At 69.7% G+C, this 23,565-nt stretch carries 19 protein-coding genes, 1 pseudogene and 1 riboswitch; of the genes and pseudogenes, 3 read left to right on the top strand and 17 right to left on the bottom strand.

The genetic code is table 11. The annotated features are described in order from the left end of the window. Positions 1 to 10: 10 nt before the first annotated feature. The 4 genes and pseudogenes from ACHMXE_RS14890 to ACHMXE_RS14875 form a co-directional block, all read right to left on the bottom strand. Positions 11 to 812: pseudogene (locus tag ACHMXE_RS14890) on the bottom strand (enoyl-CoA hydratase/isomerase family protein). A gap of 13 nt (positions 813 to 825) precedes the next feature. After that, the gene (locus tag ACHMXE_RS14885; RefSeq protein WP_395349940.1) at positions 826 to 2,475 is read right to left on the bottom strand and encodes a carboxyl transferase domain-containing protein; all 1,650 of its coding nucleotides are present in this window, start codon (positions 2,473 to 2,475) and stop codon (positions 826 to 828) included. A 138-nt stretch (positions 2,476 to 2,613) separates the two neighbouring features. Further along, the gene (locus tag ACHMXE_RS14880) at positions 2,614 to 4,287 is read right to left on the bottom strand and encodes an AMP-binding protein (protein ID WP_395349938.1); all 1,674 of its coding nucleotides are present in this window, start codon (positions 4,285 to 4,287) and stop codon (positions 2,614 to 2,616) included. A 55-nt stretch (positions 4,288 to 4,342) separates the two neighbouring features. After that, positions 4,343 to 5,515 (bottom strand): isovaleryl-CoA dehydrogenase, encoded by a 1,173-nt coding sequence (locus ACHMXE_RS14875; protein WP_057590699.1) that lies wholly within the window; start codon positions 5,513 to 5,515, stop codon positions 4,343 to 4,345. Positions 5,516 to 5,656: 141 nt separating this feature from the next. Here ACHMXE_RS14875 and ACHMXE_RS14870 point away from each other — a divergent pair, with 141 nt between their 5' ends. Together ACHMXE_RS14870 and ACHMXE_RS14865 are read left to right on the top strand one after the other, a co-directional pair. Next, positions 5,657 to 6,727, top strand: coding sequence for an AraC family transcriptional regulator (locus ACHMXE_RS14870; protein ID WP_395349935.1), 1,071 nt, complete (start codon positions 5,657 to 5,659; stop codon positions 6,725 to 6,727). After that, a complete protein-coding gene (locus ACHMXE_RS14865; protein WP_209543855.1) occupies positions 6,724 to 7,266 on the top strand; it encodes a hypothetical protein in 543 nt (180 codons plus the stop codon). Before ACHMXE_RS14870 ends, ACHMXE_RS14865 begins: the two co-directional genes overlap by 4 nt. A 10-nt stretch (positions 7,267 to 7,276) precedes the next feature. Here the strand turns inward: ACHMXE_RS14865 and ACHMXE_RS14860 are convergent, their stop codons facing one another. The 7 genes from ACHMXE_RS14860 to ACHMXE_RS14830 form a co-directional block, all read right to left on the bottom strand. Next, the gene (locus tag ACHMXE_RS14860) at positions 7,277 to 8,248 is read right to left on the bottom strand and encodes a Bug family tripartite tricarboxylate transporter substrate binding protein (RefSeq protein ID WP_395349934.1); all 972 of its coding nucleotides are present in this window, start codon (positions 8,246 to 8,248) and stop codon (positions 7,277 to 7,279) included. A 45-nt stretch (positions 8,249 to 8,293) separates the two neighbouring features. Continuing rightward, positions 8,294 to 9,355 (bottom strand): Rieske 2Fe-2S domain-containing protein, encoded by a 1,062-nt coding sequence (locus tag ACHMXE_RS14855; protein WP_395352684.1) that lies wholly within the window; start codon positions 9,353 to 9,355, stop codon positions 8,294 to 8,296. A gap of 136 nt (positions 9,356 to 9,491) precedes the next feature. Then, positions 9,492 to 10,328, bottom strand: coding sequence for a LuxR C-terminal-related transcriptional regulator (locus ACHMXE_RS14850; RefSeq protein WP_395349932.1), 837 nt, complete (start codon positions 10,326 to 10,328; stop codon positions 9,492 to 9,494). An 83-nt stretch (positions 10,329 to 10,411) separates the two neighbouring features. Then, positions 10,412 to 10,738: a thioredoxin family protein gene (locus tag ACHMXE_RS14845; RefSeq protein WP_395349930.1), complete on the bottom strand. Its 327-nt coding sequence runs from the start codon at positions 10,736 to 10,738 to the stop codon at positions 10,412 to 10,414. Between the two features lie 109 nt (positions 10,739 to 10,847). Further along, positions 10,848 to 11,537, bottom strand: a complete 690-nt coding sequence (locus ACHMXE_RS14840; protein ID WP_203203023.1) for an HAD family phosphatase — start codon at positions 11,535 to 11,537, stop codon at positions 10,848 to 10,850. A 326-nt stretch (positions 11,538 to 11,863) separates the two neighbouring features. Further along, the gene (thiC, locus tag ACHMXE_RS14835) at positions 11,864 to 13,717 is read right to left on the bottom strand and encodes a phosphomethylpyrimidine synthase ThiC (protein WP_395352682.1); all 1,854 of its coding nucleotides are present in this window, start codon (positions 13,715 to 13,717) and stop codon (positions 11,864 to 11,866) included. Between the two features lie 118 nt (positions 13,718 to 13,835). Then, positions 13,836 to 13,940, bottom strand: a riboswitch (TPP riboswitch). A gap of 53 nt (positions 13,941 to 13,993) precedes the next feature. Then, entirely contained in the window at positions 13,994 to 14,440 is a 447-nt protein-coding gene (locus ACHMXE_RS14830) for a YchJ family protein (protein WP_395349929.1), read from the bottom strand. A gap of 164 nt (positions 14,441 to 14,604) precedes the next feature. Here ACHMXE_RS14830 and ACHMXE_RS14825 point away from each other — a divergent pair, with 164 nt between their 5' ends. Then, on the top strand, positions 14,605 to 15,357 hold the full coding sequence (locus tag ACHMXE_RS14825; RefSeq protein ID WP_203203026.1) for a helix-turn-helix transcriptional regulator: 753 nt from the start codon (positions 14,605 to 14,607) through the stop codon (positions 15,355 to 15,357). A 17-nt stretch (positions 15,358 to 15,374) separates the two neighbouring features. Here the strand turns inward: ACHMXE_RS14825 and iaaH are convergent, their stop codons facing one another. From iaaH to aceK, 6 genes are all read right to left on the bottom strand, one after another. After that, entirely contained in the window at positions 15,375 to 16,829 is a 1,455-nt protein-coding gene (gene iaaH, locus ACHMXE_RS14820; RefSeq protein WP_395352680.1) for an indoleacetamide hydrolase, read from the bottom strand. A gap of 179 nt (positions 16,830 to 17,008) precedes the next feature. Next, a complete protein-coding gene (locus tag ACHMXE_RS14815; protein WP_395349926.1) occupies positions 17,009 to 17,842 on the bottom strand; it encodes a metallophosphoesterase in 834 nt (277 codons plus the stop codon). 13 nt (positions 17,843 to 17,855) lie between these two features. After that, a complete protein-coding gene (locus ACHMXE_RS14810) occupies positions 17,856 to 18,983 on the bottom strand; it encodes an acyl-CoA dehydrogenase family protein (RefSeq protein ID WP_395349925.1) in 1,128 nt (375 codons plus the stop codon). Positions 18,984 to 19,019: 36 nt separating this feature from the next. Beyond that, entirely contained in the window at positions 19,020 to 20,267 is a 1,248-nt protein-coding gene (locus tag ACHMXE_RS14805; RefSeq protein WP_093348258.1) for a glutamate carboxypeptidase, read from the bottom strand. A 130-nt stretch (positions 20,268 to 20,397) separates the two neighbouring features. Beyond that, positions 20,398 to 21,582, bottom strand: a complete 1,185-nt coding sequence (locus ACHMXE_RS14800) for an acetyl-CoA C-acyltransferase (RefSeq protein ID WP_395349924.1) — start codon at positions 21,580 to 21,582, stop codon at positions 20,398 to 20,400. 147 nt (positions 21,583 to 21,729) lie between these two features. Then, entirely contained in the window at positions 21,730 to 23,550 is a 1,821-nt protein-coding gene (aceK, locus tag ACHMXE_RS14795) for a bifunctional isocitrate dehydrogenase kinase/phosphatase (RefSeq protein ID WP_395349923.1), read from the bottom strand. Between the last annotated feature and the right edge of the window lie 15 nt (positions 23,551 to 23,565).

The following is a 23,565-nucleotide window of genomic DNA, read 5'->3' as shown; positions in this document are numbered from 1 at the left end:
AAGGGGCCGGTCAGGACGACGCGCCCGCAAGCCAGGACGGCTTGCGCTTCTGCAGGAAGGCCTGCACGCCCTCGCGGCCCTCGTCGCTGGCGCGGATGTCGGCGATGCCTTCGACCGTCTTCGCGATCAGCGCGTCGTCGATCTCGCGGCCCGCCACGTCGGCCACCAGCTGCTTGCAGGCGCGCACGGCGGCCGGGCTCGCGCCGGTCAGCGCCTTCAGCAGCTCGTCGACCTTGGCATCGAGCGCATCGGCCCCGACCACCTCGTGCACGAAGCCGATGCGGTACGCCTCGGCGGCGCCGAAGCGCTCGGCCGTGAGGAAGTAGCGCTGCGAGGCGCGCGTGCCCATGGCACGCAGCACGTAGGGGCTGATGGTGGCGGGCACCAGGCCGATCCTGACCTCGCTCAGGCAGTACCAGGCGCTGTCCACGCTCACGGCCATGTCGCAGGCCGCGACCAGCCCCATGCCGCCCGCGTAGACGTCGCCCTGCACGCGCGCGATGGTCGGCTTCGGGCACTCGGCGATGGTGCGCAGCATGGCGGCGAGCTTGCCGGCGTCGGCGATGTTCTCGTCGCGGCTGTAGTCGGCCATGCGGCGCATCCAGTTGAGGTTGGCGCCGGCGCAAAACGCCGGGCCGTTGGCGCCCAGCACGATGGCCTTGACCTGCGGTGCCGCGCCGGCCTCGGTGAAGGCGCGCGTCAGCTCGGCGATGACCACGTCGTCGAAGGCGTTGCGGGACTCGGGCTGGTCGAGCCAGATGCGCGCGGACGGCGCCGTCGATCGTGAGGCTCAGCTTGGTGAAGTCGCTCATGCCGCGTTCCTCCTCACATGCGGAAGATGCCGAACTTCGGCTCGGGGATCGGCGCATTGCGCGCGGCCGCCAGGCCCAGCGCGAGCACGCGGCGCGTGTCGGCCGGATCGATGATGCCGTCGTCCCACAGCCGCGCGGTGGCGTAGTAGGGGTGCCCCTGGTCCTCGTACTGCTGGCGGATCGGCGCCTTGAAGGCCTCTTCCTCGTCGGCGCTCCACTGGCCGCCCTTGGCCTCGATGCCGTCGCGCCGCACGGTCGCGAGCACGCTCGCGGCCTGCTCGCCGCCCATCACGCTGATGCGCGCGTTGGGCCACATCCAGAGGAAGCGCGGGCTGTAGGCCCGACCGCACATGCCGTAGTTGCCGGCGCCGAAGCTGCCGCCGATGATGATGGTGAACTTCGGCACGTTGGCGGTGGCCACGGCCGTCACCATCTTGGCGCCGTGGCGCGCGATGCCTTCGTTCTCGTACTTGCGGCCCACCATGAAGCCGGTGATGTTCTGCAGGAACACCAGCGGCGTCTTGCGCTGGCAGCACAGCTCGATGAAGTGCGCGCCCTTCTGCGCCGACTCGGAGAACAGGATGCCGTTGTTGGCGACGATGCCCACCGGCATGCCCTCGATCTCGGCGAAGCCGCAGACCAGGGTGGCGCCGAAGCGGGCCTTGAACTCGTGGAACTCGCTGCCGTCGACCACGCGCGCGATGATCTCGCGCACGTCGAAGGGCTTGCGCGTGTCGGTGGGGATCACGCCGTAGAGCTCCTCGCGCGGGAACGCGGGCTCGCGCACTCCACCCGTTCGGGCTGAGCTTGTCGAAGCCTGTCCCGGCACTTCGACAAGCTCAGTGCGAACGGATCTGGACAGGTTCAGGTTGGCCACCGCCGAGCGCGCCAGCGCCAGCGCATGCAGGTCGTTCTGCGCCAGGTGATCGGCCACGCCCGACAGCCGCGTGTGCACGTCGCCGCCGCCCAGGTCCTCGGCCGTCACCACCTCGCCGGTGGCCGCCTTCACCAGCGGCGGGCCGCCCAGGAAGATGGTGCCCTGGTTCTTCACGATGATCGATTCGTCGCTCATCGCCGGCACGTAGGCGCCGCCCGCGGTGCACGAGCCCATGACCACGGCGATCTGGCCGATGCCCTGGGCGCTCATGTTGGCCTGGTTGTAGAAGATGCGGCCGAAGTGCTCGCGATCGGGGAACACCTCGTCCTGGTTCGGCAGGTTGGCGCCGCCCGAGTCGACCAGGTAGATGCAGGGCAGCCGGTTCTGCTCGGCGATCTCCTGCGCGCGCAGGTGCTTCTTCACCGTCATCGGGTAGTAGGTGCCGCCCTTCACGGTGGCGTCGTTGCACACCACCATGCAGTCGACGCCATTGACCCGGCCGATGCCCGCGATGATGCCGGCGCCGGGCGCGTCGCCCTTGTACATGCCGTGCGCGGCCAGCGGCGACAGCTCGAGGAAGGGCGTGCCCGGATCGAGCAGCTCGGCCACGCGCTCGCGCGGCAGCAGCTTGCCGCGCGCCGTGTGCTTGGCGCGCGCGGCCTCGCCGCCGCCTTGCGCAACCGCGGCGAACTGCGACTGCAGGTCGTCGACCAGCGCGCGCATGGCGGCGGCATTGGCCTGGAAGTCGGCCGAGCGGGCGTTGAGTTTGGTTTCGAGTTGGGTCATGGTGAAATCAAATTCGGGGGCAGGACGCAGAGGACGCGAAGGTTTCGCAAAAGGCGCGAAAGAATTCAATCAAAAGATTTGGCTGTCCTTTTGCGTCCTTCGCGAAACCTTCGCGTCCTCTGCGTCCGGACCCCGTATTCATGCAGTCCGCGCTTCGTCCAGGCCGAGCTCGGCCTTCATCTCGTCGCGGATCTTGAACTTCTGGATCTTGCCGGTCACGGTCATCGGGAAGGCCGGCACGAAGCGGATGTACTTCGGCACCTTGTAATGCGCGATCTGGCCCTTGCAGAACTCGCGCACCTCTTCCTCGGTGACGCTCTGGCCGGGCTTGGCGATGATCCAGGCGCAGAGCTCCTCGCCGTACTTGCGGTCGGGCAGGCCCACCACCTGCACGTCCTGCACCTTGGGATGGCGGTAGAGGAACTCCTCGATCTCGCGCGGATAGATGTTCTCGCCGCCGCGGATCACCATGTCCTTGATGCGGCCCACGATGTTGACGTAGCCCTCGGCGTCCATGGTCGCGAGGTCGCCGGTATGCATCCAGTGCTCGGCATCGATGGCCTCGCGCGTCTTGGGTTCGTCGTCCCAGTAGCCGTGCATCACCGAATAGCCGCGCGTGCAGAGCTCGCCCGACTGGCCCGGCGGCATGGTCTCGCCGGTCTCGGGGTCGACGATCTTCACCTCGAGGTGCGGCTGCACCGTGCCCACGGTCGACACGCGGCGGTCGAGCGGCGTGTCGGTGCTGCTCTGGCAGCTCACGGGGCTGGTCTCGGTCATGCCGTAGGCGATGGTGATCTGCTCGAGGTGCATCTCGCTGACCACGCGCTTCATCACCTCGATCGGGCATGGCGAGCCGGCCATGATGCCGGTGCGCAGGGTCGAGAGGTCGAACTCCTTGAAGCGCGGATGGTCGAGCTCGGCGATGAACATCGTGGGCACGCCATGCAGGCCGGTGCACTTCTCGGCCTGCACCGTCTCGAGCACGGTCAGCGGATCGAAGCCGTCGTTCGGATAGACGATGGCCGAGCCGTGCGTGAGGCAGGCCAGGTTGCCGAGCACCATGCCGAAGCAGTGGTACAGCGGCACCGGGATGCACAGCCTGTCGTCCGGCCCGAGCTTCATGCACTCGCCGATGAAGAAGCCGTTGTTGAGGATGTTGCGGTGCGTCAGCGTCGCGCCCTTGGGGAAGCCCGTGGTGCCGCTGGTGAACTGGATGTTGATCGGGTCGGCGGCCTTCAGCGTCTTCTGCACCGCGGCCACCTGGGGATCGGCCACGTCGCCGCTGGCCAGCAGCGCCGAGAAGCGCCGCATTCCGGGCACCTCGGCGCCCTCGCCGGCCTTGTCGATCCAGAAGGTGTGGGCCAGTTGCGGCAACCGCTTCGGGCCGAGCTCCTGCAGCATGCCGAGGTAGTCGCTGGTCTTGAATTGCGCCATCGTCACCAGTGCCTTGCAGCCGACCTTGTTGAGCGCGTACTCGAGCTCGGCGGTGCGGTAGGCGGGATTGATGTTGACGAGGATCAGGCCGACCTTGGCGGTGGCGATCTGCATCAGCACCCAAGGCGCGTTGTTGTGCGACCAGATGCCCACGCGGTCGCCCGGCGCGAGCCCCAGCTTCAGCAGCGCGCTGGCGAGCCGGTCCGACTCGGCCTGCAGCTCGCGGTAGCTGAAGCGCAGGCCTTCGTGGCGGCTCACGAGCGCCTCGCGATCGGGTTGCCGCTCGACCATGTCGTCGAAGAAGTCGCCGATGGTCTGTTCGATGAGGGGGACGTCGGTGGCGCCCTTGCCGTAGCTCTCGGTCAGTGCTGCAGTCATGTTGATGTCCTTGTCTCCTGGTCTGCGCCCTCCCGCGGGGAGAGGGAACGGCGGCTTATGCGGTCTCGGCGAACAGCTCGCGCCCGATCAGCATGCGCCGGATCTCGCTGGTGCCCGCGCCGATCTCGTAGAGCTTGGCGTCGCGCCACAGCCGCTCGACCGGGAATTCCTTGGTGTAGCCCACGCCGCCGAGCGCCTGGATCGCCTCGCCGGCCATCCAGGTAGCCTTCTCGGCCGAGTAGAGGATCGCGCCGGCCGCGTCCTTGCGGAAGGTGCGCGCATGGTCGTTGCGGTCGCAGGCCTTGCCCACGGCGTACACATAGGCGCGCGTGGCCTGCCAGGTCGAGTACATGTCGGCGATCTTGCCCTGCATGAGCTGGAACTCGCCGATGCTCTGGCCGAACTGCTTGCGCTCGTGGATGAAGGGCAGCACCGCATCCATGCAGGCCGCCATGATGCCCAGCGGGCCGCCCGAGAGCACGGCGCGCTCGTAGTCGAGGCCGCTCATCAGCACCTTCGCGCCCTGGCCCTCGCCGCCGAGCACGTTCTCCTCGGGCACCTCGCAGTTGTCGAAGAACAGCGGGAAGGTGTTGGAGCCGCGCATGCCGAGCTTGTCGAGCTTGGTGCCGGCCGAGAAACCCTTGAAGCCCTTCTCGACGATGAAGGCGGTCATGCCGCGCGCGCCCATCTCGGGCTCGGTCTTGCCGTAGATCACCAGCGTGTCGGCGTCGCCGCCGTTGGTGATCCACATCTTGCCGCCGTTGAGCACGTAGTAGCCGTCCTTCTTCTCGGCCTTGAGCTTCATGCTGACCACGTCGGAGCCGGCATTGGGCTCGCTCATGGCCAGCGCGCCCACGTGCTCGCCGCTCACCAGCTTGGGCAGGTACTTCTTCTTCTGTGCCTCGCTGCCGTTGCGGTGGATCTGGTTCACGCACAGGTTCGAGTGCGCGCCGTACGACAGGCCGACCGAGGCCGAGGCGCGCGACACCTCTTCCATCGCCACGATGTGCGCGAGGTAGCCGAGCTCGGTGCCGCCGTACTCCTCCTTCACGGTCATGCCGTGCAGGCCGAGGTCGCCGAGCTTCTTCCAGAGGTCGTGCGGGAACAGGTTCTCGCGGTCGATGTCGGCGGCGCGGGGCGCGATTTCATTCGCGGCGAAGTCCTGGATCGCGCTGCGCAGCGAGTCGATGGTCTCGCCCAGGTCGAAGTTCAGGCCGGGATCGTGCATGGGTGTTGTCTCCTCTGAAGGGGGCCGGCGCGTGGGGCTGCCCGCGCCACGACGCGCTGGAAAGGCGCCAGCTTACGCCTCGCGGCGCCGCAATTGGCGCCACAATGGTTGGAATTTGCGCCACGCCGGCTCCGCCTCGCCATGTCCTCCCCCTCCTTCCTCCGCCCCGCCCGCGCGGTCACGCCGATGGCCTTCGTGCGAGCCATCGTCAAGGGCTACGAGCGCTACGGCCAGGACCCGTCCGAGGCGCTGAAGGCGGCACAGATCACGCCGCGCGAGCTCGCGCGGCCCGGCGCGCGCGTGACGGCGGCACAGTTCGAGGCGCTGTCGGGCCACGCGATGCAGGAGCTCGACGACGAGGCGCTGGGCTGGTTCTCGCGCCGCCTGCCCTGGGGCAGCTACGGCATGCTGTGCCGCGCCTCGCTGACCTCGCCCGACCTCGGCGTGGCGATCAAGCGCTGGTGCCGCCACCACCGGCTGCTGACCGAGGACATCGGCCTCGCGCTCGAGGTGACGGGCGGCGTGGCCACGCTGCGCATCGGCGAGAACCGCCCGCTCGACCCGGCCTTCCGCGAGTTCTGCCTCGTGACCAGCCTGCGCTTCATGCACGGCTACATGTGCTGGGCCATCGACTCGCGCATCTCGCTGCGGCAGGCCGGCTTTCCCTTTCCCGCGCCGCCGCACCGCGACGCCTACGCGGCGATGTTCACGCCCGAGGTGCGCTTCGACGCCGCGCGCGCGAGCATCGCCTTCGACGAGCGCTACCTCGCGCTGCCGCTGCAGCGCGACGAGCGCGCGCTGCGCACCATGCTCAAGCGCGCGCTGCCGCTCACGATCCTGCAGTACCGGCGCGACCGGCTGCTGGGCCAGCGCGTGCGCGAGCTGCTGCGCTCGCGCGCCGCCGAGACCACCACCGCCGAGGCGCTGGCCACGCTGCTCAACGTGTCGAGCCGCACCCTGCACCGCCAGCTGCAGGAGGAAGGCAGCTCGCTGCAGGCGCTCAAGAACGAGGTGCGCCACGAGCTCGCGGTCGACCTGCTGCGGCGCACCCACCGGCCGATCAAGCAGGTCGCGCTGGCGGCGGGCTTTCGCAACGAGAAGAGCTTTTCGCGCGCCTTCCTGCAATGGACGGGACTCGCGCCCAGGGACTTCCGGCAGCAGGCGGCCACGCCCGCGCCCGGACCGTCACGCACCCGGGACCTCCCTCCATGAACGGCTACACGCGGATTCGCAGGCTCCGGGTCTTCGGCGCCCGGGTCTACATCCACTGGTCCGCCCTTCTGCTCGGCCTGGGCCTGTTCCTGCTGTGCATCCGTACGCCGCTGCTCGCGGTCGTCACCATCGTCTCCTACTTCGGCATCATCTTCCTGCACGAGGCCGGCCACGCGGGCTTCGCCCGCCGCATGGGCTACCGGCCGTTCGCGATCTACCTCGGCGTGATCCATGGCGTGTGCGACTACGAGGAGCCCTACAGCCACAAGGACGAGGCCATCGTCGCCTGGGGCGGTGTTGCCGCGCAGCTCGCGGTGGCGCTGCCGCTGATCGCGCTGGCCGCCACCACGCCGCTCGCGAGCGTGCGCGGCCTCGGCCCGGTGATCGCCTTCCTCGGCTACTTCAACCTCGTGTTCGCGCTGCTCAACCTGGTGCCGGTGGCGCCGCTCGATGGCGCCAAGGCCTGGGCGCTGATCCCGATCGCGCTGGCCGAGCGGCGCCACAGGGCGCAGGCCGCGCGCCGCTCCGGCAAGCGCTGAGCCGCGGCGCTCACTGCGCCTCGATGCTCAGTTCGCGCATGCGCCGCGTGATGACGTCGAACTCGGCGCGGTAGGCGCTCGCGAACTGCTCGGGCGTGCTGTTCATGATCTCGAAGCCGCGGGCCACGAACTGCTGGCCGACCTCGGGCGTGCCCACCACCTCGCGCACCTCCTTCGCGAGCCGCTCCACGATGGGCTTCGGCGTGGCCGCGGGCGCGAGCAGGCCGATCCAGACGTTGCTGTCGTACAGCGGATCGTCGAAGCCCAGCTCGTGCATCGTCGGCACCTGCGGCAAGGTGCTCGAGCGCTGCCGCCCGAGCACGGCCAGCGGCACGATCTTGCCGCCCGGCACGTGCTGCATCGCGCTCGCCACCGACGACAGGCCGATGTCGACCGTGCCCGACAGCAGGTCGGTGACCACCAGCCCCTCGCCGCGCTGCGGCACGTGCACCATGCCGCCGCCCAGGCTGCGGTTGAGGCTCTCGCCGGCCAGGTGGCCCAGGCCGCCGATGCCCCAGGAGGCATAGCTGAGCTTCGCGCCACCGGGCCCGGCCTTGGCCTTGAGGTCGGCGAGGCTGCGCAGGCCCGAGCCCGGATGGGTCGAGATCAGCGCCGGGCTGCGCACGATCTGCGTGATCGGCGCGAAGTCCTTGCGCGGGTCGTAGGCCAGCGTGCGGTAGAGCGCGGTGTTGTTGATCTGCGAGTCGGTGATCGTCATCAGCAGCGTGTAGCCGTCGGCCTTGGCGCGCGCCACCTCGGCGGCGCCGATGGCACCGGCCGCGCCCGCCTTGTTGTCGACCACCACCGGCTGGCCCAGCGCCTTCGACAGGCGCTCGCCGACGGTGCGCGCCACGTAGTCGGTGGCGCCGCCGGCCGGATAGGGCACGACGATGCGGATCGGCCGCGACGGGTAGGCCTCCTGGGCGGCGGCGGGAACGGCGAAGGCCAGCGCGGCGCAGGCGATCGAAAGCAGCTTGAGCATGGGTCTTGTCTCCTCGTGGGTTCTCGTGTTGTCTGGCGCCGCGCGTCAGCAGCTCGCGGCGCGCTCGGGCTGCGAGGGCACCTCGTTCCGCCGCTCGTCCTCGAGCGCCTGCGCCACCAGCCGGCGGAACTGCACCAGCGCCGAATCCATGGCCAGCGGCAGCATCGGCAGCAGGGGCGCGTGCTCGATGTTGCGGGCCTGCGCGGTGATCATGTCGCGGTCCTCGTTGAAGGCCACGATCAGGCTGTCGTAGAGCGTGCGCGTGAGCTGCTCGCCGCCGAGCGAGGGCCGGTGCGCCTGCTGGAAGAAGTAGTGGGTGCTGGTCTCGGTCTCGGGCGTCAGGGTCTGGCAGCTGTGCAGCTCGACGGCATGGCGCATGTCGCCCTCGGCGTCCTCCACCGGCCGGCCGCCCGACTGCATCAGCAGCGTGCCCGGCAGCACGAAGTCATAGACGAACCAGCGGTCGAAACGCGCATCGGGCGCGAAGGGCCGCGCGCCGGCCCAGTGCGCGGGCGGCGGCACGTTCGCCACCCGGCGCGTCACGCGCAGGCCGCGCTCGATCTTCTCGATCTCGGGCCGCGCCTGCGCGATCGCGGTCGAGCCGCCGAGCGTCTTCTCGTGCACGTAGCTCAGGTGCGAGAAGTCCAGCAGGTTGTCGCAGATCAGCAGGTAGGGCGTGTCGTAGTGCAGGTAGCCCGGAATGTGGCGCCACTCGGGGTGGTCGCACGAGAAGTTGTCGGGCAGCAGTGCCGTGTCGGCGCGCTCGGCCTCGCCCATCCACACGAACACCCAGCGGTTGCGCACCGCCACCGGATAGCTGCGCACCCGTGCGCGCGGCGGCACCGTCGCCATGCCCGGCACCTCGACGCAGAGGCCGCGCGCATCGAACTTGAGCCCGTGGTAGCCGCAGCGCACGCAGTCGCCTTCGCGCCGGCCCTTGGACAGCGGCGCGTGGCGATGGCAGCAGCGGTCCTCGAGCGCCACCACCTCGCCCTGCGCGGTGCGGTACAGCAGCAGCGGCTCGCCGATGACGGTGCGGTTGAACAGGCCCTCGGCGGGAATCTCGTGGTCCCAGGCGACCACGTACCAGCAGTTGCGGATGAACATGCGCGTTCTCGTCTCCATCGTGTGCGGCGAGATCGTGTGCCCGCCGCTGCCGCGATCGTGGGGCGAACGGCCGGGTGGCGCGTCCCCCGCGAAGGGGACGGCGAAGACAACGAGAGCGGCGATCAGCGAGGGAGGGTCAGGCCGCGAGCCGCACCAGCGCGGCGCGGTCGTGGATGCCGAGCTTGAGGTAGGCGCGCTTGCGCAGCGTGACCACGCTCGAGGGCGCGATGTCGAGGTCGGCCGCGATGCCGTCGGCCGTGAGCCCGCAGGCGATGCGCGCCGCCACGTCGAGCTCGCGCGCGCTCAGCGCGCCCGCCAGCGCCGCGATGCGCGCGCGGGCCAACGCGATGCGGGTGTCCATGTCGGGCCCGACGCCGCCCGCGCCCACCAGGTTGCGGTGCACCTGCCGCAGCAGCGGCGACACCGCGAGCACGCGCTCGATCTCCTGCGGCGCAAAGCGGCCCATGGCCTCGCTGCGGTAGAGGTTGATCGAGAACGCGGTGCGCGGCGCCGGCATGTAGAGCAGCGCCAGTCGCTCCGAGAGATGCTCGCGCTCGTAGATCTGCTGGCGCCAGCCGGCATCGGGGATGTCGGGCGAGCGCATGTGCAGCACCGTCATCGCGGCCGACTCGCGGGTCTGCACGCGCATCTGCCGCGCGATGCGCGTGGCGTCGTCGAAGCGGTAGAAGTGGCGCCGGTACTGCGCGAAGCATTCGCGCGTGACGTTGGGCGTGGCCGCGTGGAACGCGTGCCCTTCGATCTGCGCCGGTGCCTCGTCGCCATGCGACACCAGCGAGATGAACTCCACCGGCAGCAGCGCATTGAGGAAATGCAGCATCGCGCGGGCCGGTGCCGCGTCGCGCGGCGCATCGAGCAGCAGCGAGACCGCGCGCAGGTCGAGCACGGCCGACGACGGCCGGCCGAGGGCGGCATCGGAGACCTGCCAGGTGGATTGCGGCGGCGTCGGCTGCATGCCGGGATTGTGGCGGCCGGCGGCGCGGCGCGAAATGCCTGGCGCTCGGGATTAACCCGCGCGCGATGCCACGGGAAGACGCCTCAGGCCGGCTGCGCGATCTTCGCGAGCGCCTCGCCGATCGAGGCGCTGTCGGTGGGCCGCACCAGCTTGGCGACCTCGCGGCCGTCGCGCATGAACACCAGCGTGGGCCACAGCTTCACGCCGAACGAGCGGCCCAGCGGACGCCCGCTGCCGTCCTCGACCTTGATGTGGCGCAGGCCCGGATGCTGCGCGAAGGCCGCGGCGATGTCCGGCTGCGCGGCCTTGCAGATGCCGCACCAGTTGGTGCCGAACTCGACCACCGCGGGGCCTTGCAGGGCGTCGAGTTCGCTGCGGTCGGGCTGTTCGGTCTTGTACTCGGAGGTCATGCGCGGGGGCTCCTGGTGGGCATTGGAGGGTGGGCCGGCGCCGCGGGCGGCCGGGCGTGATTCGATTCGAACAGAAAGCCGGCAGCCCTGCCGCCGGTGGGTGTTCGCTTCAGCCGATGGGCCGGTGCGCCGCGAGCAGTGCCGGCAGTTCGGCCATGTCGCTGAACACCTGCACCGCGCCGACGCTGCGCAGCGCCGCGGGCCCGCTGTGGCCCGACTCGCCCGTGCTGTAGCCGAACACCGTCGCGCCCGCCGCCACGCCCGCCATCGCGCCCGTGACCGTGTCCTCGACCACCGCGCAGCGCTTCGGATCCACGCCCAGCGCCGCCGCCGCCGCGAGATACACGTCGGGCGCCGGCTTCGAGCGCGGCATCTCGTGCCCGCTGAAGACCCGTCCCGCGAAGCAGTCGAGGATGCCGACCTTCTCGAGCTGCAGCTCGACCTTGAAGCGATCCGCGCCCGAGGCGCAAGCGATGCGTCCGTCGAGCCGCTCGAACAGCGCGCGCACCGCGGCGGGCGCATTCGGAATCGCCGTCAGGTCCCGCTCCAGCGCCTCGTTGCGGCGCTCGCGAAAGCCGTGCAGCCATTCGGGCGTGATGCGAAACCCGGTCTTCGACTCGATCAGGTCGGCTTCGTCCTTGACCGCCTTGCCGGTGAAGATGCGCATCGATTCGTCGGTGGTGAGCGGCCAGCCCAGTTCGCCGAGCATCTCGGCAAGCACGCGGTTGGTGATGGGTTCGGAGTCGACGAGGACACCGTCGCAGTCGAAGAGAACCGCGGCGAAAGGAAAAGAAGACATGGGGAGATGGTACCGGCCGAGCAAAGCGAAGGCCCGGCCACCACCGAATGGCCGAGCGAAGCGATGGCCCGACCCACCCCCCTCTGGCTGCGCCGAGGAGCGCAGCGTTTCGCGGATCAGGGCTCGCAGCTGTTTGAGCGAAGCGAGTTCTGCGAGACCCCGCGAAACGCGAGCACCGCAGGTTGCCCCGTAGCGCAGCGAAGGGGTCGCAGACAGTGGGGTCGCCTTCTTTTGCTTACTTTTCTTGGCGAGACAAGAAAAGTGAGTCGCCCGCCGGGGCGAGTCCCGGCCAACGACCTAAGCAAGAAGCAAAAAGGCAGAACCCCTCAGACCGCCCGAATAGGGATGTACATCTCCCCCCCACCCGCCACGAACTCCTTCGACTTCTCCTCCATCCCCGTCTCCACAGCCAACGCCTCCGCCACCCCCTTCGCCGCAGCGTACTCCCGCACCTCCTGCGTGATCTTCATCGAGCAGAACTTCGGCCCGCACATCGAACAGAAGTGCGCCACCTTGCTCGAATCCTTCGGCAGCGTCTCGTCGTGGAATTCGCGCGCCGTATCCGGATCGAGCCCCAGGTTGAACTGGTCCTGCCAGCGGAACTCGAAGCGCGCCTTGCTCAGCGCATCGTCGCGCGAGCGCGCCCCCGGGTGCCCCTTCGCCACGTCCGCCGCATGCGCCGCGATCTTGTAGGCAATGATCCCCTGCTTCACGTCGTCGCGGTCGGGCAGCCCCAGGTGCTCCTTCGGCGTCACGTAGCACAGCATCGCCGTGCCGGCCCAGCCGATCATCGCCGCGCCGATCGCGCTCGCGATGTGGTCGTAGCCCGGCGCGATGTCGATCGTCAGCGGGCCCAGGGTGTAGAACGGCGCCTCGTGGCAGTGCTTGAGCTGCTCGTCCATGTTCGACTGGATCATGTGCATCGGCACGTGGCCCGGGCCTTCGATCATGGTCTGCACGTCGTGCTTCCAGGCGATCTGCGTGAGCTCGCCGAGGGTGCGCAGCTCGGCGAACTGCGCCTCGTCGTTGGCATCGGCGCCGCTGCCGGGGCGCAGGCCGTCGCCGAGCGAGAAGCTCACGTCGTAGGCCTTCATGATGTCGCAGATGTCCTCGAAGTGCGTGTAGAGGAAGCTCTCCTTGTGGTGCGCGATGCACCACTTCGCCATGATCGAGCCGCCGCGCGAGACGATGCCCGTCATGCGGTCGGCCGTCAGGTGGATGAACGGCAGCCGCAGCCCGGCGTGGATGGTGAAGTAGTCGACGCCCTGCTCGGCCTGCTCGATCAGCGTGTCGCGGTAGATCTCCCAGGTCAGGTCCTCGGCCACGCCGCCCACCTTCTCGAGCGCCTGGTAGATCGGCACGGTGCCGATGGGCACCGGGCTGTTGCGCACGATCCAGTCGCGCGTGGTGTGGATGTTCTTGCCGGTCGACAGGTCCATCACGTTGTCGGCGCCCCAGCGGATCGCCCACACCAGCTTCTCCACCTCTTCCTCGATGCTCGAGGTGACGGCCGAGTTGCCGATGTTGGCGTTGATCTTCACCTTGAAGTTGCGCCCGATCGCCATCGGCTCCACCTCGGGGTGGTTGATGTTGGCGGGAATGATCGCGCGGCCGCGCGCCACCTCGTCGCGCACGAACTCGGGCGTGATGATGCGCGGGATGCTCGCGCCCATGGGGTTGCCGGCCACGCGCTTCGCGCGCTCCTCGTTGGCGAGGTACTCGGCCATCCATTCGCGCTTGCCGTTCTCGCGCAGCGCCACGTACTCCATCTCGGGCGTGACGATGCCGCGGCGCGCGTAGTGCATCTGCGTGACGTTGGCGCCCGACTTCGCGCGGCGCGGCGTGCGCTGCAGCGCCGAGGCGCCGGCACGCAGCTCGGCCAGGCGCTGGGCATCGCGGTCCTCGTTCTTCGCGCCGTCGTCGAGCGCATGGTGCACGCGCCCCTCGTAGCTCTCGGTGTCGCCGCGCTCCACGACCCAGGCACCGCGCACGTCGGGCAGGCCGCGGCGCACGTCGATCTCGACCTTCGGGTCGGTGTAGGGGCCCGAGGTGTCGTAGAGCGACACGGTCTCGCCGTTGGTGAGCTTCACGTCGCGCACCGGCACGAACAGGTCGGGCCGGCTGCCGGGGATGACGCACTTGTGCGACGCGGGGAAGGGCTCGCGCGTGAGCGAGAGCAGGGAGGTGAACTTGTCGGGGCATTCATGCGGGGCACTCCTTGTGGATGGAAAGGGTGCTCCGCAATCGCTCGGTGGGCTGGGGGCGCCATCCCGGATGGGGAGGGACGACGGACCGAAGCCAGGGAGTGCAGCTCTTCTTACGCCGGTATGACCCGGATCAAGTTCGCGGGTCGGCAGCTTTGCCATCTCAGCACGCCACATGCGTGCACCCCGGGAGCGGGGCTGATTGTGCGAGCGCCGGGGCGCGCCGTCAACCGCCCGCGTCAATGCCGAGGCTCAGGCCCGGGCCTGCAGGTCGCCGTCGACGTAATACCAGCGCGACAGGCCCGCGTCGTCGGACTCGCGCACGAAGCGGCTGCGCTCGTGCAGCCGCGAGGCCGTGCCCGAGGCGCCGCGCTGGCGCGCGACGAACTCGACCTCGGCATGGTCGGCATCGCTGATCGAGCGGCCGCGCACGTCGAGCCCGAGCCAGCGCACGTCCGGCTCGAAGTCGAGCGAGGCCGGCCGCGTGCTCGCGTGCCAGGTGCCGAGCAGGTACTCGGCACGCTCGCGCACGAAGGCCGTATAGCGCGAACGCATCAGCGATTCGGCATCGGGCGCGGGGGTGTGCTCGAAGTCGTCGAGGTAGCGGCCGCAGCACATCGCGTAGGCGATGGGCTTGTCGCGGCGGTCGGTGCGGCCGCAGGGGCAGGGTGCGGTGGAGGGATCGGGAACGCTGGGCATGGAGGCCCCTATTGGAACACCGTGCGGGCCGGGCCCCCCAGAGGGCAAGCCCTGGGGCCGCGGGCATCCACCCTTGGCGTGCCGCTTGCTACCCGCTAACGTGGCGCCCCGGAGACCGGGGTGGACCACGAGAAGACAACGCACACCATCGAGGAACAACGGCCATGTACCTGAGCGCTTCCGAACAGCAGGCCCTGCGCGGCGTGTTCACGCTGCTCGCGCGCGACGAGTGCGGCGAGCGCGAGATCCGCGAGCGCCTCGGCCATGCGCTGCTCGGCCTGCTGCGGGCCGACCAGTTCGCGTCCTTCGTCTGGGACGCCGAGCGCGGCGGCTTCGGCTCGCGCGTGGCGATCAACATGGCGCCGGCCAACCTCGACACCTATGCGCAGTGGCACCAGCACCACGACCCGATCACCTTCGTGCTGCAGTCGCGCCGCCGCGCCACGCGCGTGACCGAGGTGATGCCGCAGCGCGAACTGATGCGCACGCCCTTCTTCAACGACTTCCTCGCGCGCGACGGCCTGCACTGGGGTCTGAACCTTCACACCTTCGACGGCGAGCGCGCGCTCGGTGACCTGCGCATCTGGCGCCGCAAGGAGCGCGGCGATTTCGGCGCGCGCGAGACGCTGATGCTCGACCTGATCGAGCCCGCGTTCGCGGGCGCGCTGCTGCGGGCCCGGCAGCGCGCGCAGGCGCCTTGCGTCGCGGCGCAGGACAGCGCCGCCTCGCCCTGGGCCAGCCTCAGCGCGCGCGAGCAGCAGGTGGCGCGCGCGGTGCGCGAAGGCCTCACCGACAAGGACATCGCGCGCCGCATGGCGGTGGGCGTGCCCACGGTGCGCACCTACCTGCGGCGCATCTTCGACAAGCTCGGCATCGAGCGCCGCTCGGCGCTCGCGGGCGTGCTGCCGCGCGACTGAAGAAGCCGCGCGCCGCCCTACTTCGCCGCCGGCAGCCGTCCCAGCAAGGGCTCGATCGCCAGGCCCAGCGCCAGCAGGCGGCGGTCGCTGCCCGCGGGCCCGTCGAGCTCGAGCCCGATCGGCAGGCCGCTGGTCGCGCCCAGCGCCGAGGGCAGCTGCAGGCCCGGGATGCCGGCGTTGCTGCCGGGGTCGGTGTTCTGGATCAGCGCGCCGAAGTTCTCCGGGCTGCTGGCCTCGGGCGCGGCCAGCAGCGCCACCTGCGGCACGGTCGGGAACACCAGCGCGTCGAGCCGGTGCTTCGTGAAAGTGTCGCGATAGAGCTTCTGCAGCGCCGGGCGCGCCACGCGCATCGCGTTGTCGTAGGCCGGCCTGGCGTCGACCGTGCCGTTCGCGGCTGGCAGCTTGCGCGGCAGCACCAGGCCGTCGAAGGTGCCCTTGACGTCGGGGCTGGCGATGCCGGCGGCGAGCTGCTTCAGGTCGATGCCCGTGTCGTACTTCGCGAGGTAGGCCGCCATGTCGTCGTTCGCCTCGTAGAGCGCGACCGGGAAACCCACCGCGCCGTTGAGCTCGCCGAGCTTCGGCATCTCGAGCTCGACCAGCGTGACGCCGGCCGCGCGCAGCTTGGCGAGCGCGGCATCGGTGGCGGCGCGGGTGTCGGCATCGAGGTTGGCGAAGAAGGCCGGCACCACGCCGAGCCGCACGCGCTTGAGGTTGGCCGGACGCACCGCCGCGCCGCCCGCGATCGCGCGGTCGAGCAGCACCAGGTCGGCCACCGACAGCGCCATCGGGCCGGCGGTGTCGCGCGTGTGCGAGATCGGCGCGATGCCCTGCTGCGGATAGCGCCCCATCGAGGGCCGCAGCGAGGCGCAGCCGTTGAAGGCGCAGGGAATGCGCACCGAGCCGCCGGTGTCGGTGCCCAGCGCGGCCGGCACCATGCGCGCGCCGAGCGCCGCGCCGTTGCCCGACGAGGAACCGCCCGCGATGCGGCGCGGGTCGTAGGCATTGCGCACGCCGACCTCGGGGCCCGAGGGGAAGGCCGGGTTGTAGCCGGTGACGCCGAAGGCCAGCTCGTGCATGTGGGTCTTGCCCAGCACGATGGCGCCGGCCGCGCGCAGCTTCGCGACCACCGGCGCGTCGGCCGCCGGCACGAAGCCCTTGAGCGCGGGCGTGCCGGCGCTCAAGGGCAGGCCGCGCACCTGGATGTTGTCCTTGATCGCCACCGGCAGGCCATCGAGCGGCTTGCAGGCCGCGCCGGGCTTGCGCGCGGCATCGGCGGCGCGCGCGGCCGCGAGCGCGCCCTGCTCGTCGAGCGTGATGAAGGCGTTGAGATTGGCCTTCGCCCGGGCCTGCGCGACATAGGCCGTGACCAGCTGCTCGCTGGTCAGCCGGCCGGCGCAGAGCTCGCGCACCGCGTCGCTGGCGGTCAGGGTGGCGATGTCGGGCGCGGCCGGCTGTTGGGCCTGGGCGCCCATGGCGAGCACGGCCAGCGCGGACGCGGCAAGACGCGCCGGGCGGCGCAAGGGGGCGAAGGAAGAACGGGTCATGGCGACGGCCTCGATGAACGAACGGAAGGCCGCCATCGTGCGCCGCCGCGCGGCGGCTGTCTGTCGTCGAAACCGATGACAAGGCGCGAATGCGCGACGAGAAAGCGCTACTCGAACATCACCCACTCGGGCCGCATGTTGAAGCGCACCGGCAGGATGCTCACGCCCAGGCCGCTGGTCACGTACATGCGCCGGCCGCGGTTCTCGATCCAGCCATAGGCCCAGGTGCGCGGCGCCGCGCCGGGCACGATGGGCGCGCCGTAGCCCGGCACCCAGACCTGGCCGCCATGGGTGTGGCCGGCCACGGTGAGCAGCGGCGCGGGCGCGGCGAGGCGCGGCATCCCGGCCAGGCTCGCGGGGTCGTGCATCAGCACCAACGTGGGAGCGCCGGCCGGCACGCGCGACAAGGCGCGATCGGGCCGCGAATGACCGGTGGAGTGGTCGCCGATGCCCACCACCCAGAGTGCGCGCCCGGGCAGCGGCACGGCATTGTTCTCGAGCACCACGATGCCCTGCGCCGACAGCGCGTGCGTGATGCGCGCGCCGTCGTGCCACCAGTCGTGGTTGCCGAGCACCGCGTACACGCCCAGCGGCGCCTTCAGCCGCCCGAGCACCTCGGCCATGGTCTCGATCGGCAGCGGCTCGTCGCCGCCATGGCCGGCCAGGAAGTCGCCGGGCAGCAGCACCAGGTCGGGCTGCGCGGCATTGATGGCGTCGACGATGCGGCGCGCGCGTTCCACGTCGGTCACGCGCCAGAGGCTGCGTTCGGTGAGGTGCCAGTCGCTCGCGACCGCGATGCGCAGCCGCGGCTGCGCGCCCCAGGCGGCGCTGTCCAGCGTCTCGGTGCGCGCCGCGACCCAGCGCGGCTCGATCGCGATGCTCCAGAGGCCGAGCGCGGCCAGCGCGAGCGCCGCGAAGGCGCGCCATCCGGGGCGGCGCATCAGCGCGGCCGGCTCACAGTGCCCGCTGGATCAGCAGCTTCTGGATGTCCGAGGTGCCTTCGTAGATCTGGCACACGCGCACGTCGCGGTAGATGCGCTCGAGCGGGAAGTCGTTCACGTAGCCGTAGCCGCCCAGGGTCTGGATCGCCGCGCTGCACACGCGCTCGGCCATCTCGCTCGCGAACAGCTTGGCCATCGCGGCCTCTTTGAGGCAGGGGCGGCCGGCGTCGCGCAGGCTCGCGGCATGCCAGATCAGCTGGCGCGCGGCCTCGAGCTGCGTCGCGCAGTCGGCGAGCCGGAAACCCACGGCCTGCTGGTCGAAGATGGACCCGCCGAAGGCCTGGCGCTCCTTGGCATAGGCCACGGCCACGTCGAAGGCGCTGCGCGCCATGCCCACGCTCTGCGCGGCGATGCCGATGCGGCCGCCCTCGAGCGCGCCGAGCGCGATCTTGTAGCCCTCGCCCTCGGCGCCAATCAGGTTCTCCGCCGGGATGCGGCAGCCGTCGAAGTTGATCTGCGCGGTGTCGCTGCTGTGCTGGCCGAGCTTGTCCTCGAGCCGCGCCACGTTGTAGCCCGGCGCGTCGGTCGGCACGATGAAGGCGCTCATGCCGCGCTTGCCCGCGGCCTTGTCGGTGACCGCGATCACGATCGCGACCTGGCCGTTCTTGCCGCTGGTGATGAACTGCTTCACGCCGTCGATCACATAGCCGTCGGCGTCCTTGCGCGCGGTGGTGCGCAGGCTCGAGGCATCGCTGCCGGCCTGCGGCTCGGTCAGGCAGAAGGCGCCGAGCATCCGCCCCTGCGCGAGCGGCTCGAGCCACTGCTTCTTCTGCTGCGCATTGCCGTAGCGCATCAGGATCGCGTTGACGGGGCAGTTGGTCACGCTGATCGCGGTGCTGGTGCCGCCGTCGCCGGCCGCGATCTCCTCGAGCACCAGCGCGAGCGTGAGGTAGTCGAGGCCGGCGCCGCCGTGCTCCTCGGGCACGCAGATGCCGTAGGCACCGAGCGCCGCGAGGCCCTGGTGCACTTCCTTCGGAAAGCTGTGCTCGCGGTCCCACTTCGGCGCGTGGGGCCAGAGTTCGGCCTGCGCGAAATCGCGCACGGCGTCGCGGATGGCTTCCTGGTCGGTGCTCAGCAGCATGGCGTGTCTCCTTGTGTCGTTCTCGTCGCGTCGTCGTTACTTGCCCGAACCCAGGTCCATGATCAGGCGGGCCGCCATGTACAGCCGACGCGGGATCGCGCTGATGTCCACGTACTCGGCCTTGTCGCTGTGGTAGCCGAAGCCCGGCAGGCCCAGACTCTCGATCACGGGCTTGCCCGACAGCGCCGCGTAGGCCGCGTCGGTGCCGCCGCCAGTGCGCTCTTCCACGCCCAGCGTGCCGCCGGCTTCCTTGTAGTAGCCCACCGCCTTGTCGACCAGCTTCCTGCCGCCTTCGCCGGCATTGAAGGCCGGGCGGCCGCGCGTGACGATCACCTTCACGTCGGCATCGGGCAGCTTCTTCTGCTGCGCGCGCTCCTCGAGCGTCTTCATCGCGGCATCGAAGTCCTCGTTGCGCGCATAGCGCACGTCGGCGTTGAGCGTGGCGCTGGCCGGGATGATGTTCGAGACGTTGCCGGCCTTGGCGATGGTCCAGTTGAAGCGCAGGTTCTTCGACTTGTCGTCGATGCTCATGGTGCGCAACACCAGGTCGGAGGCCTCGACCAGCGCGTTCACGCCGAGGTCGGGCGCGGCGCCCGCGTGCGAGGCCTTGCCCGTGATGTTGACCTGCACGTAGGCGATGCCCGAGGTGCCGAGCGAGAGCTTCTCGTCGCCGGCGCCGGTGGGCTCGAACGAGAGCACGTAGTCGGCCAGCTTGGCCTCTTCCTGGATCAGGTCGCGCGAGCCGAAGGAGCCCTTCTCCTCGTCGGTGTTGAACAGCACGGTGATGGTGCCGTAGTCGCGCACGCCGTAGTCCTTGAGCAGCTTGAGCGTGTGCAGGATCACGGCATTGCCGCCCTTGTCGTCGGCGATGCCGGGGCCGTAGGCCTTGTCGCCCTCGATGCGGAACGGCGCCTTGGCGAGCGTGCCCTTGAGGTAGACGGTGTCCATGTGCGACATCAGCAGCAGGTTCTTGCCGCCGCGGCCCTTGAGCTTGCCGACGATGTTGTCGCCCACCACCAGGCCGGCCGACTTGCTGCGCGTGACGGTGAAGCCCAGGTTCTTGAGCTCGCCCTCGAGGAAGTTGCCCGCCGCGGCGATGCCCTCGGCGTCGCCGGTGCCGGTCTCGATGTTGACCAGCTTCTCCAGCGTCTTGATGACGGCGGGCTGCTCGTCGGTGGCGGCCTGGAACAGCACGTTGTCGCGCTTCTGCGCCCAGGCGGCCGGCGCGAGCAGGGCGCCCGCGAGCACGGCGGCGATGACGTTGCGTGAATGAAAGGGACGCATGGGACCTCCTGCTTTTCTGCGATTCGTTCGAAAACTGGGAAAGCCCGCCGGCAGCCGCCGCCGGCCGGCCGCCCCGGGGAGGGGCGGAAGGCGGCGGGCGGCCCGGGCCGGCGGACGGGCGTCGTACCTTTTACAGCAGTTCGAGCGCCACGGCGGTGCCTTCGCCGCCGCCGATGCACAGCGTGGCCACGCCGCGCTTCCTGCCTTGCGCCTTCAGCGCGTGGATCAGCGTGACCATGATGCGCGCGCCGCTGGCGCCGATCGGATGGCCCAGCGCGCAGGCGCCGCCGTGGATGTTGACGCGGTCGTGCGACACGTCGAGCTCGTGCATCAGCGCCATCGGCACCACCGCGAAGGCCTCGTTGACTTCCCAGAGGTCCACGTCCTTGACGCTCCAGCCGGTCTTCTTGAACAGCTTGGCCACGGCGCCCACCGGCGCGGTCGAGAACCACTCGGGCTGCTGCGCGTGCGTGGCATGGCCGACGATGCGCGCGATCGGCCTGGCGCCGATCTTCTTCGCATGCGACTCGGTCATCATCACCAGCGCGGCGGCGCCGTCGTTGATCGACGAGCTCGAGGCGGCGGTGATGGTGCCGTTCTCCTTCTTGAACGCGGGCTTGAGCGTCGGGATCTTGTCGAGCTTGACCTTGCCCGGGCCTTCGTCGATGGAGATCACGGTGTCGCCGCCGCGGCCCTTGACGGTGACCGGCACGATCTCGTCCTTGAACAGGCCGGTGTCGGTGGCCTTCTTGGCGCGCTCGACGCTGGCGATGGCGAAGGCGTCCTGCTGTTCGCGCGTGAACTTGTACTTGGCCGCGCAGTCCTCGCCGAAGGTGCCCATCGAGCGGCCCGGCTGGTAGGCGTCCTCGAGGCCGTCGAGCATCATGTGGTCGAAGATGCGGTCGTGGCCCATGCGGTAGCCGCCGCGGCCCTTGAGCATCAGGTAGGGCGCGTTGGTCATGCTCTCCATGCCGCCGGCCACCATCACGTCGTGCGTGCCGGCCAGCAGCAGGTCGTGCGCGAGCATTGCGGCCTTCATGGCCGAGCCGCACATCTTGCTGAGCGTGACGGCGCCGGCGCTGTCGGGCAGGCCGCCCTTGTAGGCCGCCTGGCGCGCGGGCGCCTGGCCCTGGCCCGCCATCAGGCAGTTGCCGAACAGCACCTCGCCCACGCTGTCGGGCGCGATGCCGGCACGCTCGACGGCGGCCTTGATCGCGGCGCCGCCGAGGTCGTGCGCCGCGAGGGAGGAGAAGTCGCCCTGGAAGCTGCCCATGGGGGTGCGGGCGGCGCCGACGATGACGATGGATTCGGACATTTCAGTGCTCCTGGTTGGATGAAAGATTCGGACAGCCGAACGCAGAAAAAATACAGAAGTGACGCGGGGGTCGCAGAAGAAGACATCAGGCTTCGGAAATTTCTTCTGCGACTTTTGCGCGACCTTCGCGACTTCTGCGTTCGGTCTTCAGGTGTTTGCCGCCTGCTCCTCGTCGTGGAAGCGTTGCGACTCTTCGTACGGGAACACATCCAGCATCTGGCCGGCCTGGATGCGTTCCTTGTGGTGCTGCCAGAAGGCAGCGTCGAGCAGGTCGGCGTGGTGTGCCATGAAGGCCTCGCGCACGTCCTTGTTGCCCAGCAGGAAGGGCTCGAAGGTCTCGGGGAACACGTCCTTCGGGCCGACCGAATACCAGACCTCGCCGCTCATCTCCTCTTCCTCGTTGCGCGGTGCGGGCACCTTGCGGAACCGGCAGTCGGTGATGTATTCGATCTCGTCGTAGTCATAGAACACGACCTTGCCGCCGCGCGTGACGCCGAAGTTCTTCCACAGCATGTCGCCCGGGAAGATGTTGGCCGCCACCATGTCCTTGATCGCGTTGCCGTACTCGATCACCGCCTGCTCGAGCTGCTCCCTGGCACGCCTGGCCTGCGCCGGGCTCTCCGGATGCGCGAGCGTGTCGAAGGCCTCCTGCAGGTAGATGTTCAGCGGGATCATCCGGCGCTCGATGTAGACGTGCTTGAGCACCAGCTCCATCTCCCCGTTGCCGTCGCGGTCGCCGATCTCGAGCTGGCTGGGCGCGAACTTGCGGATCTCCTCGATCAGCGCGGGCTCGAAGCGGTCGAGCGGAAAACCCACGTCGCTGTACTCGAGCGTGTCGGCCATGCGGCCCACGCGGTCGTGCTGCTTCACGAGCATGTACTTGCTCTTGATCTGCTCGCGCGTGGTGTCCTTCGGCGGCGGATAGAAGTCCTTGATGACCTTGAACACGAACGGGAACGAAGGCAGGTCGAACACCAGCATCACCATGCCCTTGATGCCGGGCGCGATGCGGAAGCGGTCGCTCGAGTAGTTGAGGTGCGAGAGGAAGTCGCGGTAGAACAGCGTCTTGCCCTGCTTGGCCAGGCCCAGCGCGTTGTAGATCTCGGCGCGCGGCTTGCGCGGCATCAGCGAGCGCAGGAACTGCACGCAGGCCGAGGGCACCTCCATGTCGACCATGAAGTAGGCGCGCGCGAAGCTGAACAGCATCTGCAGGTCGTCCTCGCCGAACAGCACCGCGTCGACGTGGAAGCGGCCCCGGCCGTCGTGCAGGATAGGCAGCGCGAACGCCAGCTCGACGAAGCCGTTCATGATCTTGCCGACCACGTAGGCGCCCTTGTTGCGATAGAACAGGCCCGAGAGCACCTGCAGCTGGAAGTTGGCGCGCAGCTTGACCTGGTGGAAGCGCCCCTGCATCGCGCTCGCCACGCGCTCGGCATCGCGCCGCTTGTGGGCCCAGCTGCCGAGCAGCGCGAAGTCGTCGAGCATCTGCTCGATGGTGTCGGCCAGCGTCGCGGGCGACGGATAGTAGGGCCGGTAGGTGGGCGCGCCGCGCGGCTCGATGTACTCGGTGCTGATGGCCGGGCGCACGAAGATGAAGTCGTTCTGGAAGTACGCGCGGTGCAGGATCTTGGTGGTGACCGAGTTGAAGAAGCTCTCGGCCAGCTCGGGCTGATGGTGGTCGACCAACAGGCCGATGTAATGCAGCTTGACCTGGTGCCAGACGTCCATCGGCTGCTCGCCGGCCTTGAACTCCTTCTCGAGCCGCGCCACCGCCTCGCTCACGCGCAGGTCGTAGAACTCGATGCGCTCGCGCTGCGCGCGCTGCTGGCCGTGCCAGTCGGCGGTCTCGAAGCGATGCTTGGCGCGCGCCGACTCGGCCCGGAACAGCCTGTAATGGCGGTTGAAGCCGTCCATCATCGCCTTCGCGATGTCGTAGGCCAGCGGGGAGTCGAGGCGCTGCGGGAACATGGGCCGAAGAAGGCG

This window comes from Variovorax sp. UC122_21, from assembly GCF_044056785.1.
Lineage (GTDB): Bacteria > Pseudomonadota > Gammaproteobacteria > Burkholderiales > Burkholderiaceae_C > Variovorax.
This window is presented reverse-complemented; position numbering and strand designations above follow the sequence as displayed.